Origin of the sequence: Kosakonia pseudosacchari, from assembly GCF_900184035.1 — a bacterium.
Classification (GTDB): Bacteria; Pseudomonadota; Gammaproteobacteria; order Enterobacterales; family Enterobacteriaceae; genus Kosakonia; species Kosakonia pseudosacchari.
In genome coordinates this window covers 47,431-63,491 of sequence record NZ_FXWP01000010.1, presented here as the reverse complement: position 1 = coordinate 63,491, position 16,061 = coordinate 47,431, and the positions used below count along the sequence as shown (strand labels likewise).

Here is a 16,061-nt window from a genome sequence, read left to right as displayed (position 1 = left end):
CATAAGAATGAGTAATGCTGGCGCGTCGCTTGCAACCTGTTATGGGCCGGTAAGCACGCAAGTTATGGCGAAAGCGGAAAAAATACGCTTGTTGATTCTGGATGTGGACGGCGTGTTATCTGATGGGCTCATCTATATGGGCAACAACGGAGAAGAGCTGAAAGCATTTAATGTACGCGATGGCTACGGGATCCGCTGCGCGCTCACTTCCGATATCGAGGTTGCCATCATTACCGGGCGAAAAGCTAAACTAGTGGAAGATCGCTGCGAAACGCTAAAGATTAAGCACTTGTATCAAGGTCAATCGGATAAACTGCTCGCTTACCGCGAGCTGCTGGCAAAACTGGCGCTTACCCCTGAGCAGGTTGCTTATGTGGGTGATGATTTGATCGACTGGCCAGTAATGGCGGAAATTGGTTTGAGCGTTGCCGTTGCCGATGCTCATCCGCTGCTACTTTCGCGCGTGGATTACGTTACGCGCATTAATGGCGGCCGAGGCGCAGTTCGTGAAGTCTGTGATTTGTTGTTGCTGGCGCAAGGTAAGCTGGATGAGGCCAAAGGGCAATCGATATGAGTAAAACCAGACGTTGGGTCATCATTCTGCTGGCGCTGGCCGCACTGATCCTGATAGGGATCAACCTGACGGCTCAGGATGAGCCGGATCCGGTCGCCACCAATACTGCCGACCCGACTTACAAAAGCCAACATACGGATACGGTGGTTTATAGCCCGGAAGGGGCACTTAACTACCGGCTTATCGCGCAGAATGTGGAATACTTTTCTGCTGAAGGTGTGAGTTGGTTCGCGCAGCCAGTATTGACAACGTTCGACGAGAATAAGGTTCCAACCTGGTCGATAAAGTCAGACAAAGCAAAGCTGACCGATGACAAAATGCTTTATCTTTATGGACATGTTGAAGTTAATGCGCTGACGGCGGACGCCCAGCTGCGAAAAATCACCACGGATAACGCCCAGATTAACCTGGTAACGCAGGATGTTACCTCGAATGATCAGGTCACGTTGTACGGTACAACATTTAATTCCACCGGCCTGAAAATGCGCGGCAACTTACGCAGCAAAAACGCCGAGCTGATTGAAAAGGTTAGAAGCTTCTATGAAATTCAAAACAAACAAACGCAGCCTTAATCTTGTATTGGCCACCACGCTTTTGGCCGCCGCGCTTCCGGCGCTCGCCGTGACCGGGGATACCGATCAGCCTATCCATATCGACTCCGATCAGCAGTCGCTGGATATGCAGGGTAATGTCGTGACCTTCACTGGCAACGTCGTGGTAACCCAGGGAACAATTAAAATTAATGCCGACAAAGTCGTCGTTACCCGTCCGGGTGGTCAGCAAGGTAAAGAGATCATTGACGGTTACGGCAACCCGGCGACGTTTTACCAAATGCAGGACAATGGCAAACCCGTTAAGGGCCACTCCTCGCAGATGCATTACGAACTGGAAAAAGATTTCGTTGTGCTGACTGGTAACGCCTATCTGGAACAGCTGGATAGCAATATCACCGGTGACAAAATCACTTATCTGGTGAAAGAGCAGAAAATGCAGGCGTTCAGCGACAAAGGCAAACGCGTGACCACCGTTCTGGTTCCGTCGCAGTTGCAGGATAAGAGCAACAAACAAACCCCGGCTCCGGCGCAAAAAAAGAGTAACTAATTCGTTATGGCAACATTAACTGCAAAGAATCTCGCCAAGGCTTATAAAGGCCGTCGCGTAGTTGAGGATGTCAGTCTGACCGTCAACTCTGGCGAAATCGTCGGCCTGCTTGGCCCTAACGGCGCAGGGAAAACCACCACCTTTTATATGGTGGTGGGTATTGTGTCGCGTGACGCCGGCAACATCATTATTGATGACGAAGATATCAGCCTGCTGCCGTTGCATGCGCGTGCGCGCCGCGGTATTGGTTACCTTCCGCAAGAAGCCTCGATTTTTCGCCGCCTGAGCGTCTACGATAACCTGATGGCCGTCCTGCAAATCCGCGATGACCTGACCACAGAGCAACGCGAAGATCGCGCTAATGAGCTGATGGAAGAGTTTCACATCGAACATCTGCGCGACAACATGGGCCAATCGCTCTCCGGTGGTGAACGTCGCCGTGTGGAAATCGCCCGCGCGCTGGCGGCGAACCCGAAATTTATCCTGCTGGATGAACCGTTTGCCGGCGTCGACCCGATCTCCGTTATTGATATCAAACGTATCATTGAGCACCTGCGTGACAGCGGCCTCGGCGTGCTGATTACTGACCATAACGTTCGTGAAACGCTGGCAGTGTGTGAGCGTGCTTATATCGTCAGTCAGGGGCATCTCATTGCGCATGGAACACCGCAGCAAATCCTTGAAGACGAACACGTTAAGCGCGTGTATCTTGGGGAAGACTTCAGACTCTGATAGGGTAGGGTTTATTGACGTTTTTTGTCGGAGAGTGCTGCTCTGAATATGAAGCAAGGTTTGCAACTAAGGCTTAGCCAACAGCTAGCCATGACGCCACAACTGCAACAGGCCATCCGTCTGCTGCAGTTGTCCACGTTGGAACTTCAGCAGGAACTTCAGCAAGCGCTGGAGAGTAATCCTTTGCTGGAACAAACTGACCTTCACGAGGAAGTCGATAGCCAGCAGGTTCAGGAAAATGACGGTCTGGATACCGTTGACGCTCTTGAGCAAAAAGAGATGCCGGATGAGTTGCCGCTGGATGCCAGCTGGGATGAAATTTACACCGCTGGCACCCCTTCCGGCAGCAGCCACGACTACATTGACGATGAATTGCCTATCTATCAGGGCGAAACCACGCAGTCACTACAGGATTATCTGATGTGGCAGGTAGGGTTGACGCCCTTCTCTGACACCGATCGTGCTATCGCAACGTCGATTGTCGATGCCGTTGACGAAACAGGCTATCTCACCGTTTCGCTGGAAGAAGTGCTGGAAAGCATGGGCAATGACGACGTAGGGCTTGATGAAGTCGAGGCAGTGCTAAAACGCATTCAACGCTTCGATCCCGTTGGTGTTGCCGCACGAGATCTGCGCGATTGCCTGCTGATCCAGCTCTCGCAGTTCGCCAAAGAGACACCGTGGTGTGAAGAAGCCCGGCTTATCATTAGCGATCACCTGGATCTGCTCGCCAATCACGATTTCCGCACTCTGATGCGCGTGACGCGTCTGAAAGAAGAAGTACTGAAAGAGGCGGTAAATCTGATCCAGTCTCTGGATCCGCGCCCTGGTCAGTCGATCCAGACCAGCGAACCGGAATATGTGATTCCGGATGTTCTGGTGCGCAAACATAACGGCCGCTGGACGGTGGAGCTGAACTCCGACAGCATTCCACGTCTGCAAATCAACCAGCATTATGCCGCAATGGGCGGCGGCGCTCGTAACGATGCCGATAATCAGTTCATCCGCAGTAATTTGCAGGAAGCGAAGTGGTTGATCAAAAGCCTCGAGAGCCGCAACGACACGCTGTTGCGCGTTAGCCGCTGCATTGTGGAGCAGCAGCAAGCCTTTTTTGAACAAGGCGAAGAATTTATGAAACCGATGGTGCTGGCCGATATCGCCCAGGCCGTCGAGATGCACGAGTCGACGATTTCTCGTGTAACGACCCAGAAGTACCTGCACAGTCCTCGCGGCATTTTCGAGCTGAAGTATTTCTTCTCCAGCCATGTAAATACCGAAGGTGGTGGCGAAGCCTCCTCTACCGCTATTCGCGCGCTGGTGAAGAAATTGATCGCCGCAGAAAACCCTGCAAAACCGCTGAGCGACAGTAAGCTGACGACCCTGCTTTCCGATCAAGGAATCATGGTGGCGCGGCGTACCGTTGCGAAGTATCGAGAATCTTTATCCATTCCGCCGTCGAATCAGCGTAAACAGCTGGTTTGACCCAACCGATAAGGAAGACACTATGCAGCTTAACATCACAGGACAAAACGTCGAGATCACTGATGCTCTGCGTGAATTTGTGACCAATAAATTCGCCAAACTTGAACAGTATTTCGAAAGGATTAATCAGGTCTATATTGTGTTGAAAGTGGAGAAAGTGACTCACACCTCGGATGCGACGCTCCATGTCAATGGCGGCGAGTTGCATGCCAGTGCGGAAGGGCAGGATATGTACGCTGCTATCGACGGTTTGATCGATAAACTGGCGCGGCAGCTCACGAAGCATAAAGATAAACTGAAACAGCACTAATTGTCCGAGCGTCCGTCTGGCGCGTTGCACCCTACCGCAACCCGGTAGGGTGGCTGGCTCTGGCGTCGCTCAGGTGAAATTATGATGAATAACGATTCCGCTCTTCAATTGAGCAATGTCCTTAACCAGGAATGTACCCGTAGCGGCGTTCACTGCCAGAGTAAAAAACGTGCTCTGGAAATCATCAGTGAACTGGCGGCAAAACAGTTAGGCTTACCGCCACAAGTCGTCTTTGAAGCGATTCTTACGCGCGAGAAAATGGGCAGCACCGGCATTGGAAACGGTATCGCCATTCCTCACGGTAAGCTTGAAGAAGACACGCTTCGCGCCGTTGGCGTTTTTGTGCAACTCGAAACGCCCATTGCCTTCGACGCTATCGATAATCAGCCTGTCGATCTGCTGTTTGCCCTGTTGGTGCCAGCGGATCAAACCAAAACGCATCTGCATACGCTCTCGCTGGTCGCCAAAAGGCTGGCGGACAAGACTATCTGCCGGCGCCTGCGCAGCGCGCAAAGTGATGAAGAGCTATATCAAATCATCACGCAGACGGAAGGTGAAAGCGACGATGCGTAACGGGAAGGAAACCTTTTTATCAGTTGTACTGAGGAGAAATGGTTCATGGTCCTGATGATCGTCAGTGGTCGTTCGGGTTCAGGGAAATCCGTCGCTCTGCGCGCCCTGGAAGATATGGGTTTTTATTGCGTCGACAACCTGCCGGTCGTGCTACTGCCAGAGCTGGCGCAGACGCTTGCCGAGCGCCAGACTTCCGCTGCTGTCAGTATCGATGTGCGAAATATGCCGGAGTCACCGGAAATTTTTGAACAGGCGATGAGCAATCTGCCGGATGCCTTTTCACCGCAGTTATTGTTTCTCGATGCCGATCGCAACACGCTCATCCGCCGTTACAGCGATACGCGTCGCCTGCATCCACTTTCCAGTAAAAATCTGTCGCTTGAAAGCGCGATTGACGAAGAGAGCAACTTGCTGGAGCCGCTGCGTTCACGTGCGGATCTGATTGTCGATACGTCGGAAATGTCGGTGCATGAACTGGCAGAAATGCTGCGTACGCGCCTGTTAGGTAAGCGCGAACGTGAACTGACCATGGTGTTTGAATCCTTCGGTTTCAAACATGGTATTCCTATCGATGCGGATTACGTCTTTGACGTTCGCTTCCTGCCGAACCCGCACTGGGATCCTAAATTGCGCCCGATGACCGGCCTCGACAAACCCGTCGCGGCGTTCCTCGACAGACATACGGAAGTGCACAATTTTATCTACCAGACGCGTAGTTATCTCGAGTTGTGGCTACCGATGCTGGAGACCAACAACCGTAGTTACCTGACCGTGGCCATCGGTTGTACCGGCGGTAAACATCGCTCCGTCTATGTCGCCGAACAACTGGCGGATTATTTCCGCTCGCGCGGTAAGAACGTTCAATCCCGTCACCGTACGCTGGAAAAACGCAAAACATGACCGTAAAACAAACCGTTGAGATCACCAATAAGCTGGGGATGCATGCGCGCCCGGCCATGAAACTGTTTGAACTGGTACAGGGCTTCGATGCGGAAGTGCTGCTGCGCAATGATGAAGGCACCGAAGCAGAAGCCAGCAGCGTGATTGCGCTGCTGATGCTGGATTCTGCAAAAGGTCGGCAAATTGAAGTGGAGGCCAGCGGCCCGCAGGAAGAAGAAGCGCTGGCAGCTGTGATTGCACTGTTTAACGCCGGGTTTGATGAAGATTAATTTAGTACAACTTGTTGCGCGCTAAGAACGCTTCCCCACCCAGTTGCCGCATCTGCCGCAGGATCCATGCCTGACGGCTGCGTACATAGCCAGAGGGCGCGGCGGCCTGAAAACGAATCGGATTTGGCAATACGGCGGCCAGTAGCGCCGCTTCTGACATGGTTAAGCGGCTCGCCGGTTTATGAAAATAGCGCTGCGAGGCCTCCTCGACACCAAATACGCCGTCCCCGAACTCTGCGATATTCAGGTACACGGTCAGGATCCGCCGCTTGGTCCACACGGCTTCCATCCCTAGCGTCAGCCCTGCTTCCAGCCCTTTGCGCACCCAGCTTTTTCCATCCCATAGCAGCAGGTTTTTCACCGTCTGTTGTGAGATCGTCGAGGCACCGCGAATACGGTTCTCATGCCGCTCGTTATGTGAGAGCGCTTTCTCAATGGCGCTAAAATCCAGCCCCCAGTGTTCAGGAAAACGCTGATCTTCAGCGGCCACCACGGCCAGCGCCATCCACGGCGAAATATCATCCATACCGACCCAGTCGGAATGCGCGACATAGCCAAAGTCGCCGCTAAACCACGCGCCCAACTGGCGTTCCACCATCACGGCGGAAAAAGGAACCGGCAGGAAACTGAACAGCACAATGCCGCCCCCCCAGAAGAGCGCCAGTACGCATAACACCCGCAGAGCAATACGCTTAAAAGTGGCTTTCAGCGGACCGCGAAACCATTTCCTCATTCGGCCAGCACCAGCACGCGCGCTACCAGCTTTTCGATACCGGAAGCAGCCTGCGCGATGTCTTCCGCCAGCATATATGCAGGCGTCGTTACTACTTTGTGTTCTTCGTCGACAACAATATCGTCGACCGGGCACGGCACATGCTCGGCCCCCATCTCTTCCAGCACTTCTGCGGTATCAATATCCGTGCCGATCGTCAGGCGTAGTGGAAAATCGAAAATTTTCGGCAACATCGCCGGTGCGATGCACATAAAACCGAGCGGTTTTCCTGCCTCATGCATCTCCAGCGCCAGCGTTTTAAGACTGCTGTCAACGGTGCATTCACTGCCGAGGCTGGCAAAGTTACTGAGATTTTTCGCCGCGCCAAAACCACCCGGTACAATCAGCGCATCCAGATCGTTTGCAGATGCCTGCGATAACGGCTGGACATTACCACGAGCAATACGGGCGGCTTCAATCAGCACATTACGTCGCTCAGCCAGCGTTTCGCCCGTGACGTGATTTACCACATCGCTTTGCCATTTATCGGGGGCGAAACAGACCGCCTGCGCACCATGACGGGCAATGGCTAACAGCGTAATCACCGCTTCATGAATCTCCGAGCCGTCATACACGCCTGCACCGCTGAGAATCACGCCGACTTTTTTCATTTTGCTCATCCTTTATGCAACGCACTAACATACTGATGATAATTAAAAATTTTGATAAGGGAGCCTTGCTTCACACATTTCACTGATTGATGTAACAAATCATTTAAGATTTGCTATCTTATGTGCGTGTGGTCGAATTTTTTCAGGCTACGCCCTTGCAAAAAAACAACTCAATTACGGCGCAGCCACGATTTCCCTGGTGTTGGCGCAGTATTCGCGCACCCCGGTTAATCCGGGGTCATTTTTTTCCAGCGTCCGCTACCCAGGCTTTTAACACCGCCACATCGTTGCGCCACTCCTGCTTCATCTCTTCCACCCAGTCACCGACGTTATCCCACCACGCAGGCAGATCGGGGGACTGAATCTGCTGACCAAGCTGTTGCAAATGACGCAGCCCGACAGAACCCGCAGCGCCTTTAATTTTATGGCCCTCTTCCACAATCCCTTTTTGGTCGCGCGCGGTCAGGTTTGATTCAAGCACGCTCAAATAGCCCGGCATCATTTTTTCAAACACATCCAGTCCGTCGGTAATTAATTTCGGCCCGACCAGCTCGATATATTGCTCAAGCATGGCGGTATCAAGCAGCGTTTGTACTTTACTGTTGTCCATGGTTGTCACCGGTTCCTCCTCACTTTCACTCGCATCCCAGAACTTTTTAATCATGGCAGTTAATGCCGGGACTGCCAGCGGTTTGCTCAGTACATCATCCATGCCCGCATCGAGGTATTCCTGTTTGTCTTTCAGCACGTTGGCGGTAAGCGCCACCAGCGGCGGTAACTCCTCACGCGCGTAACGGCGGGTCAACTCCCGTGAAATATCCAACCCGGTCATATCCGGCAACTGAATGTCCAGCAACACCAAATCGTATTCACCCGGCGTGAACATCTCCAGCGCGGCAGTGCCGGTCATGGCGACATCCACGCTGCTGCCCAGTTTTTCCAGCACCGAACGCGCGACAATCACGTTCAGCTCGATATCTTCTACCAGCAGCACATGTAACGCCGGAAGCGGCATATCATCATCTTCAAACGCGTCTTCAACTTCTTCCGCCACCGCCGGTGCGTGAATGGTCAGCGTAAATATTGAACCCGCCCCCGGCTCACTGCTGACGGTAATGTCGCCGCCCATGTTCTTCGCCAGACGGCGTGAAACGGCCAGGCCAATGCCAGTGCCCGTCGCCGGTTTACCGCCGTGGCTGTCTTTCACCTGGTAATACATGGCGAAAATTTTATCCTGCTCATCGCGCGGAATACCGATCCCGGAATCCTGCACTTCAAAGTGCAGCATATCGCCTTCGTCGTAACGCACGCGCACCTCCACCTGCCCTTCACGGGTAAATTTGACGGCGTTACTGATAAGGTTCCACAGGATCTGGCGCAAACGCGTACCGTCCGTAATGACCTGATGCGGCAGTGGCAACGTGGGCTCAAGGACAAAGCGCAACCCTTTCTGGTGCGCCTGCAGGGCGGAGAGGTTTTCCAGATCGGCCAGGAAGCTGGTGAAATCAAGCGGTTGGTTATCCAACTGAACTTTGCGCCGCTCCATTTTATCCATGTCGATAATATCGTTGAAAATGTTGCCGAGCGTTACGGCGGAGACATGGATTGTCTTCAGGTATTTTTCCTGCTCTTGCGTTAAATCGGTATCCAACAGGATCCGGCTTAACCCAACAATGCCATTCAGCGGCGTACGCAGTTCGTGGCTGATAGTGGAAATAAAGGTAGTCTTATCCCGGCTGGCACGCTCAAGCGCGTCCTGGTAGCGTTTACGCTCAGTGATATCGCGACCAAAGCCCATCAGTCCGTGGCGTTTACCCACGCGATCGTAATAAGGCACTTTGCGGATCTCGAAACAGGCTTTGCGACCATCCGGGTAATCCAGCCACTGTTCGTAGGTTAAAGAGACGTTGTGACGGAAGACTTTCTCGTCGGTTTCAATCACTTTTTCCGCCGCTTCCGGGGAATAGACATCCTGCGGTTTAAGATGAATAAGCTGTTTCTCGCTCTTACCGGTTAGCAGCTCCATCGCCCGGTTACAGCCGGAGAACTCTTTATCTTCGTTGCGATAGAACACCAGATCCGGCGAGGCGTCGAGGAAGGAACGCAGAAAAGAGGATTGCTGTTCGAGCTGGATTTGCGTCTGCTCACGCTCCTGCATCTCTATTTTTAACTGTTCAAAGGTTTCCTGGCGCTCTGCTTCCGCTTTCTCGCGGTCGCTGATCTCCTGGTTAAGCTTGGCAATATTGTCTTTCAACTGCACATTGAGCTTCAGGTCACGCTCGCGCATTTCTTCCAGTTTCTCAACCAGCCGCGACAAACGCTGACGCGACTCTTCGAGCTGCTCAACCACTACCGATAAGAAATAGACCGCCCACGGCGTAATCAGCAGGCCAAAAAAGATGGAGCGAATAACATCAATGCTTTCCACTTGCCCCTGCAACACCATGGTAACGGCCATTTGCACCACGATGGCCAGCACCACTAGCGCCAACGCAAGCAACATGGAAAAACGCACCAGACCTAGCTTCATCATCAGGTCGACGTAATATTGCGCCAGTAAACGGATTTGCTTCATAGAGATTTCCTCGAACAATTCCGCTCAATAATACTCAATTCTGAGCAAGGCGTTGAAGCTTGTGCGAAAAATGCTGAGGTGATTAGCGTTTCGCGATGAGATCAGACGGGAAATTGCCAGCAACGCCCCAGCGCAGAACCTTGCCCGCCCTGCTCTTTCAGGTAACGATCCAGCTCTACCATTCCCGTCCAGCGGTTTTCACACCACAGCGGGGCAAGCAGTGTCGGGCGGCGTGCGCTGGCGGAAACACGGTGGAAAATCACCTCCGGCGGCGTATGGCGAATCATTTCGCCAGCGATCACGGTGTACTCTTCCAGCCCTATTCCATTCAGGCGCCCCGCCTCCCATGCCTTCGCCATAATGCTGCCTTTCACAATATGTAAAGGATGGAGCTTGATGCCGTCGACGCCAGTCTCTACAACACGCTGTATCGTCTCCAGGCACTCCACTTGGCGTTCGCCGGGTAAGCCGACGATAAGATGCGTGCAGACTTTCAGGCCGCGCTCACGGGCTTGCTGTGTTGTGTGTTGATAACAGGCGAAGTCGTGCCCACGATTGATCCGATGCAGCGTTTTATCATGCGCGGTCTGCAAACCCAGCTCCAGCCACACTTCATAGCCCTGCTCGCGGTATTCGCACAGCAAATCCAGCACAGCTTCTGGTACGCAATCCGGACGTGTTCCCACGCACAAGCCAACAATATTCGCCTGACTGACTGCTTGCTGGTACATCGAGCGCAGCACCTGCACTTCCGCCCAGGTGCTGGTGTACGCCTGGAAATAAGCGAGATAGCGCCGGGCGCGATTCACCAACTGCGCCTGGTGAGCAAGCTGTGCGGCAATAGATTGATGCTGCTGCGTTTCGTCAGCAAAAGAGGCGACATTACAGAAAGTGCAACCGCCGCGACCAAGGGTGCCATCGCGATTAGGGCAGCTAAAGCCGCCATGTAAGGTCAGTTTATGGACTTTTTCGCCATAGCGGCGGGCAAGATCCCCACCAAACATATTGACTAATTTCTGTAACTGCATAATCTGAGAGGCCGCCCAAATAAAAGGGCGTAGCCTGCCACTTTTAGCTTTCGTCGGCGATGACCTGGATCAATCGCCCGGGAAGGCTTTTATTCATTGCATAATCAGTCAATATAATCGCAATTTCATTCACCCTAAAGACGATTACTTTTCCTTATGTCGCTGCGTTATTTTGCAGAAATACTATCACCCGTGAAAAACAGTGCGTTCATGCGACTCCAGAGCGCATAGCAGAATAAAAATCTGCTATTAAAACCTCACTCAGAATAGAACATCATAAACAGCGCTTTTAGATAGTGAGTCAGATCACACTATGCTGCCGCTTAGTAACGCGTTCATTGAATGTAAAAATGATTAAATAATCATAAAAATCAATTATATAAATATGTTTTAGCACTTTTTTGTATAAATAAGCTCGGCATTTGACCTGTGTACGGATTCCCGATAACTTGGGAATCCGCTGGAAGCTTTCTGGATGAGCAGTCTGCTCATCATATTTATGCAGTAATTGAGATTCCCTCTTAAGCAAGTCCTCAACACTTGTGTATCGATGCGAAAAGGAAATTAAAGAGGGCGACATGCGAGGCAATTGCCCCGTCGCCATGCTCTTTTTGTGCCTGTGCGTAACGTTCTGGAGGGGCTCTCGTAGAGCCTGGGGAGGTTCACTGATATGTTGTACGATAAATCTCTTGAGAGAGATAACTGTGGTTTCGGCCTGATCGCCCACATAGAAGGCGAACCTAGCCACAAGGTAGTGCGTACCGCTATTCACGCACTGGCCCGAATGCAGCACCGTGGCGCGATTCTCGCTGACGGCAAAACCGGTGACGGTTGCGGCCTGCTGCTGCAAAAACCCGATCGTTTTTTCCGTATCGTTGCGGAAGAACGCGGCTGGCGTTTAGCCAAAAACTACGCCGTTGGTATGCTGTTCCTGAACCAGGACCCCGATAAAGCCAACGCGTCGCGCCGTATCGTAGAAGAAGAACTTCAACGTGAAACCCTGTCGATTGTCGGCTGGCGCGATGTGCCAACCAACGAAGGGGTGCTCGGTGAAATCGCCCTCTCCTCGCTGCCTCGTATTGAGCAAATTTTTGTTAACGCCCCTGCGGGCTGGCGTCCGCGCGATATGGAGCGCCGCCTGTTTATCGCCCGTCGTCGTATCGAAAAACGCCTGCAGGAAGATAAAGAGTTCTACGTATGTAGTCTCTCGAATCTGGTGAACATCTATAAAGGTCTGTGTATGCCGGCGGATCTGCCGCGCTTCTACCTGGACCTGGCGGATCTGCGTCTGGAATCAGCCATTTGCCTGTTCCACCAGCGCTTCTCCACCAACACCGTTCCACGCTGGCCGCTGGCGCAGCCTTTCCGCTACCTGGCGCACAATGGTGAAATCAACACCATTACCGGTAACCGCCAGTGGGCACGCGCACGTACTTACAAATTCCAGACGCCGCTGATCCCGGATCTGCATGACGCCGCGCCATTCGTCAACGAAACCGGCTCCGACTCCAGCTCCATGGATAACATGCTCGAGCTGCTGCTGGCTGGCGGGATGGATATTGTGCGCGCCATGCGTTTGCTGGTGCCGCCAGCATGGCAGAACAACCCGGAGATGGATCCGGATCTGCGCAGCTTCTTTGACTTTAACTCCATGCATATGGAACCGTGGGACGGCCCGGCGGGCATCGTGATGTCCGATGGTCGCTTCGCCGCCTGTAACCTCGACCGTAACGGCCTGCGCCCGGCGCGCTATGTCATCACCAAAGACAAGCTCATCACCTGCGCCTCTGAAGTGGGGATTTGGGATTACCAGCCGGATGAAGTGGTCGAAAAAGGTCGCGTTGGCCCTGGCGAGCTGATGGTTATCGATACTCGCGGTGGGCGTATTCTGCACTCCGCTGAAACCGATGACGATCTGAAAAGCCGCCACCCGTACAAAGAGTGGATGGAGAAAAACGTCCGCCGTCTGGTGCCGTTCGAAGACCTGCCGGATGAAGAAGTCGGCACCCGCGAACTGGACGACGACCTGCTGGCAAGCTACCAGAAACAGTTTAATTACAGCTTCGAAGAGCTGGATTCAGTGATTCGTGTGCTGGGTGAAAACGGCCAGGAAGCGGTCGGCTCAATGGGCGATGACACGCCGTTTGCCGTGCTCTCCAGCCAGCCGCGCATTATTTATGACTACTTCCGCCAGCAGTTCGCGCAGGTCACCAACCCGCCTATCGATCCACTGCGTGAAGCGCACGTGATGTCGCTGGCGACCAGCATTGGCCGCGAGATGAACGTTTTCTGCGAAGCGGAAGGCCAGGCCCACCGTTTGAGCTTTAAATCGCCGATCCTGCTGTTCTCTGATTTCAAACAGCTGACGACGATGAAAGAGGAGCACTACCGCGCCGATAAGCTGGATATCACTTTCGACGTGACGGAAACCACGCTGGAAGAGACCATCAAAGCGCTGTGCGACAAAGCCGAGCAGATGGTGCGTAACGGCACGGTTCTGCTGGTGCTCTCTGACCGTAATATCGCCAAAAACCGTCTGCCGGTTCCGGCGCCGATGGCCGTTGGCGCGATTCAGACCCGCCTGGTGGATAAGAGCCTGCGCTGCGACGCCAACATTATTGTCGAAACCGCAAGCGCCCGTGATCCGCACCACTTCGCGGTGCTGCTGGGCTTCGGCGCGACGGCAATCTACCCGTACCTGGCCTATGAGACGCTGGCGAAACTGGTGGACAGCAAAGCCATCGAAAAAGATTACCGCACGGTGATGCTGAACTACCGTAACGGCATCAACAAAGGGCTGTACAAGATCATGTCCAAAATGGGCATTTCGACTATCGCCTCTTACCGCTGTTCGAAACTGTTTGAAGCCGTCGGCCTGCACGATGACGTGTCCGGGCTGTGCTTCCAAGGCGTGGTCAGCCGTATCGGCGGCGCAGGCTTTGCCGATTTCCAGCAGGATCTGCTGAACCTTTCCAAACGTGCATGGCTGGCGCGTAAGCCGCTGGAGCAAGGTGGTTTGCTGAAATATGTCCACGGCGGCGAGTACCATGCGTACAACCCGGATGTGGTGCGTACGCTGCAACAAGCGGTACAGAGCGGCGAATACAGCGATTACCAGCAATACGCGAAGCTGGTAAACGAGCGCCCGGCGGCAACGCTGCGCGATCTGCTGGCGATTACGCCAAACGGCGAAGCGGTGAGCCTGAAAGATGTTGAACCGGCGACGGAGCTGTTTAAACGCTTCGATACCGCAGCGATGTCCATCGGCGCGCTGAGCCCGGAAGCGCACGAAGCACTGGCGGAAGCGATGAACAGCCTTGGCGGTTTTTCTAACTCCGGCGAAGGCGGCGAAGATCCGGCGCGCTACGGCACCAATAAAGTGTCGCGCATCAAACAGGTGGCCTCCGGTCGTTTTGGCGTTACGCCTGCGTATCTGGTCAACGCGGATGTTATTCAGATCAAAGTGGCTCAGGGGGCAAAACCGGGCGAAGGTGGTCAGTTACCGGGTGATAAAGTCACGCCGTACATCGCCAAACTGCGCTACTCCGTGCCTGGCGTTACGCTTATTTCCCCGCCGCCGCACCACGATATTTACTCTATCGAGGATCTGGCGCAGCTGATTTTCGACCTGAAACAGGTCAACCCGAAAGCGATGATTTCCGTCAAACTGGTCTCCGAACCAGGTGTTGGCACCATCGCGACCGGCGTGGCGAAAGCCTACGCTGACCTTATCACTATCGCCGGTTATGACGGTGGTACCGGCGCAAGCCCGCTCTCTTCGGTGAAATATGCCGGTTGTCCGTGGGAGCTTGGTCTGGTTGAAACCCAACAGGCACTGGTGGCTAACGGCCTGCGTCATAAGATCCGTTTGCAGGTGGATGGCGGTCTGAAAACCGGCCAGGACATCATCAAAGCGGCGATTCTGGGGGCGGAAAGCTTTGGTTTCGGTACCGGCCCGATGGTGGCGCTGGGCTGTAAATATCTGCGAATTTGTCACCTGAACAACTGCGCGACCGGTGTGGCAACCCAGGACGAGAAGCTGCGTAAAAACCACTATCACGGCCTGCCGTTCAAAGTGACCAACTACTTTGAATTTATCGCCCGTGAAACCCGCGAGCTGATGGCGCAACTGGGCGTGAAACGTCTGGTGGATCTGATTGGTCGCACCGACCTGCTCAAAGAGCTTGATGGCTTTACCGCCAAGCAGCAAAAACTGGATCTGTCGAAACTGCTGGAGACGGCAGAACCGCACCCAGGTAAAGCGCTGTACTGCACCGAGCACAACCCGCCGTTTGATAATGGCGTACTGAACGCGCAGTTGCTGCAACAGGCGAAACCGTTTGTCGATGAGAAGCAGAGCAAAACCTTCTGGTTCGATATTCGCAACACCGATCGTTCCGTCGGCGCGCTGTTGTCGGGTTATATCGCGCAGACGCATGGCGACCAAGGGCTGGCGGCAGATCCGATCAAGGCACACTTTAGCGGCACCGCAGGCCAGAGCTTCGGCGTGTGGAACGCAGGCGGCGTGGAGCTGTATCTGACGGGCGACGCGAACGACTATGTGGGTAAAGGTATGGCTGGCGGCTTGCTGGCAGTACGTCCGCCGGTGGGTTCTGCTTTCCGCAGCCACGAAGCGAGCATTATTGGTAACACCTGTCTGTATGGCGCAACCGGCGGTCGTTTGTACGCCGCAGGCCGTGCGGGTGAGCGTTTCGCGGTCCGTAACTCTGGCGCAATCACCGTGGTGGAAGGTATCGGCGATAACGGCTGTGAATACATGACCGGCGGCATTGTCTGCGTATTGGGTCGAACCGGTGTTAACTTTGGCGCGGGGATGACGGGCGGTTTCGCCTATGTACTGGATGAAGATGGTGAATTCCGTAAACGCGTGAACCCGGAGCTGGTGGAAGTGCTGAGCGTCGATGACCTCGCCATCCACGAAGAGCACTTGCGTGGTCTTATCACCGAGCATGTGCAGCATACCGGTTCGCAGCGCGGTGAAGAGATCCTGGCGAACTGGCCAGCCTTCTCCAGCAAATTCGCGCTGGTTAAGCCGAAGTCCAGCGATGTGAAAGCACTGTTGGGTCACCGTAGTCGTAGCGCAGCAGAGCTGCGTGTGCAGGCGCAGTAAGGG

General features: G+C 53.8%; 14 protein-coding genes. 10 read left to right on the top strand and 4 right to left on the bottom strand.

Translation table 11 applies throughout. The features are described from left to right. Window positions 1-7 precede the first annotated feature (7 nt). From kdsC to npr, 9 genes are all read left to right on the top strand, one after another. Window positions 8-574, top strand: a complete 567-nt coding sequence (kdsC, locus tag BN2591_RS06595) for a 3-deoxy-manno-octulosonate-8-phosphatase KdsC (RefSeq protein WP_017457325.1) — start codon at window positions 8-10, stop codon at window positions 572-574. After that, window positions 571-1,146: an LPS export ABC transporter periplasmic protein LptC gene (gene lptC / locus BN2591_RS06590; protein ID WP_086870060.1), complete on the top strand. Its 576-nt coding sequence runs from the start codon at window positions 571-573 to the stop codon at window positions 1,144-1,146. The genes kdsC and lptC overlap by 4 nt, the downstream gene beginning before the upstream one ends. Further along, the gene (lptA, locus tag BN2591_RS06585; RefSeq protein WP_017457323.1) at window positions 1,115-1,675 is read left to right on the top strand and encodes a lipopolysaccharide ABC transporter substrate-binding protein LptA; all 561 of its coding nucleotides are present in this window, start codon (window positions 1,115-1,117) and stop codon (window positions 1,673-1,675) included. Before lptC ends, lptA begins: the two co-directional genes overlap by 32 nt. 6 nt (window positions 1,676-1,681) lie before the next feature. Continuing rightward, entirely contained in the window at window positions 1,682-2,407 is a 726-nt protein-coding gene (gene lptB, locus BN2591_RS06580) for an LPS export ABC transporter ATP-binding protein (protein ID WP_086870057.1), read from the top strand. Window positions 2,408-2,455: 48 nt separating this feature from the next. Then, entirely contained in the window at window positions 2,456-3,889 is a 1,434-nt protein-coding gene (gene rpoN / locus BN2591_RS06575; RefSeq protein WP_086870055.1) for an RNA polymerase factor sigma-54, read from the top strand. A gap of 22 nt (window positions 3,890-3,911) precedes the next feature. Next, window positions 3,912-4,199, top strand: a complete 288-nt coding sequence (gene hpf / locus BN2591_RS06570; RefSeq protein ID WP_020455445.1) for a ribosome hibernation promoting factor — start codon at window positions 3,912-3,914, stop codon at window positions 4,197-4,199. Window positions 4,200-4,280: 81 nt separating this feature from the next. Continuing rightward, on the top strand, window positions 4,281-4,772 hold the full coding sequence (ptsN, locus tag BN2591_RS06565; RefSeq protein WP_017457319.1) for a PTS IIA-like nitrogen regulatory protein PtsN: 492 nt from the start codon (window positions 4,281-4,283) through the stop codon (window positions 4,770-4,772). Between the two features lie 45 nt (window positions 4,773-4,817). Continuing rightward, complete coding sequence (gene rapZ, locus BN2591_RS06560; RefSeq protein WP_017457318.1) at window positions 4,818-5,672, top strand: RNase adapter RapZ; 855 nt, start codon at window positions 4,818-4,820, stop codon at window positions 5,670-5,672. Then, window positions 5,669-5,941 (top strand): PTS phosphocarrier protein NPr, encoded by a 273-nt coding sequence (gene npr, locus BN2591_RS06555; RefSeq protein WP_007369893.1) that lies wholly within the window; start codon window positions 5,669-5,671, stop codon window positions 5,939-5,941. Before rapZ ends, npr begins: the two co-directional genes overlap by 4 nt. Window position 5,942: 1 nt before the next feature. Here the strand turns inward: npr and mtgA are convergent, their stop codons facing one another. The 4 genes from mtgA to mnmL form a co-directional block, all read right to left on the bottom strand. Further along, entirely contained in the window at window positions 5,943-6,674 is a 732-nt protein-coding gene (gene mtgA / locus BN2591_RS06550) for a monofunctional biosynthetic peptidoglycan transglycosylase (RefSeq protein WP_086870053.1), read from the bottom strand. Next, on the bottom strand, window positions 6,671-7,324 hold the full coding sequence (elbB, locus tag BN2591_RS06545) for an isoprenoid biosynthesis glyoxalase ElbB (RefSeq protein ID WP_086870051.1): 654 nt from the start codon (window positions 7,322-7,324) through the stop codon (window positions 6,671-6,673). Before elbB ends, mtgA begins: the two co-directional genes overlap by 4 nt. Window positions 7,325-7,562: 238 nt before the next feature. Beyond that, window positions 7,563-9,899 (bottom strand): aerobic respiration two-component sensor histidine kinase ArcB, encoded by a 2,337-nt coding sequence (arcB, locus tag BN2591_RS06540; protein WP_086870049.1) that lies wholly within the window; start codon window positions 9,897-9,899, stop codon window positions 7,563-7,565. Between the two features lie 101 nt (window positions 9,900-10,000). After that, a complete protein-coding gene (gene mnmL, locus BN2591_RS06535; protein WP_086870047.1) occupies window positions 10,001-10,927 on the bottom strand; it encodes a tRNA modification radical SAM protein MnmL/YtqA in 927 nt (308 codons plus the stop codon). A 670-nt stretch (window positions 10,928-11,597) separates the two neighbouring features. Between mnmL and gltB the strand changes: the two genes are divergently transcribed. Continuing rightward, complete coding sequence (gene gltB / locus BN2591_RS06525) at window positions 11,598-16,058, top strand: glutamate synthase large subunit (RefSeq protein ID WP_086870044.1); 4,461 nt, start codon at window positions 11,598-11,600, stop codon at window positions 16,056-16,058. The last annotated feature ends 3 nt before the right edge of the window (window positions 16,059-16,061 follow it).

Coding starts and splice junctions, on each gene's coding strand:
- kdsC (WP_017457325.1), top strand. CDS start 8: ATGAGTAATGCTGGCGCGTCGCTTGCAACCTGTTATGGGCCGGTAAGC.
- lptC (WP_086870060.1), top strand. CDS start 571: ATGAGTAAAACCAGACGTTGGGTCATCATTCTGCTGGCGCTGGCCGCA.
- lptA (WP_017457323.1), top strand. CDS start 1,115: ATGAAATTCAAAACAAACAAACGCAGCCTTAATCTTGTATTGGCCACC.
- lptB (WP_086870057.1), top strand. CDS start 1,682: ATGGCAACATTAACTGCAAAGAATCTCGCCAAGGCTTATAAAGGCCGT.
- rpoN (WP_086870055.1), top strand. CDS start 2,456: ATGAAGCAAGGTTTGCAACTAAGGCTTAGCCAACAGCTAGCCATGACG.
- hpf (WP_020455445.1), top strand. CDS start 3,912: ATGCAGCTTAACATCACAGGACAAAACGTCGAGATCACTGATGCTCTG.
- ptsN (WP_017457319.1), top strand. CDS start 4,281: ATGATGAATAACGATTCCGCTCTTCAATTGAGCAATGTCCTTAACCAG.
- rapZ (WP_017457318.1), top strand. CDS start 4,818: ATGGTCCTGATGATCGTCAGTGGTCGTTCGGGTTCAGGGAAATCCGTC.
- npr (WP_007369893.1), top strand. CDS start 5,669: ATGACCGTAAAACAAACCGTTGAGATCACCAATAAGCTGGGGATGCAT.
- mtgA (WP_086870053.1), bottom strand. CDS start 6,674: ATGAGGAAATGGTTTCGCGGTCCGCTGAAAGCCACTTTTAAGCGTATT.
- elbB (WP_086870051.1), bottom strand. CDS start 7,324: ATGAAAAAAGTCGGCGTGATTCTCAGCGGTGCAGGCGTGTATGACGGC.
- arcB (WP_086870049.1), bottom strand. CDS start 9,899: ATGAAGCAAATCCGTTTACTGGCGCAATATTACGTCGACCTGATGATG.
- mnmL (WP_086870047.1), bottom strand. CDS start 10,927: ATGCAGTTACAGAAATTAGTCAATATGTTTGGTGGGGATCTTGCCCGC.
- gltB (WP_086870044.1), top strand. CDS start 11,598: ATGTTGTACGATAAATCTCTTGAGAGAGATAACTGTGGTTTCGGCCTG.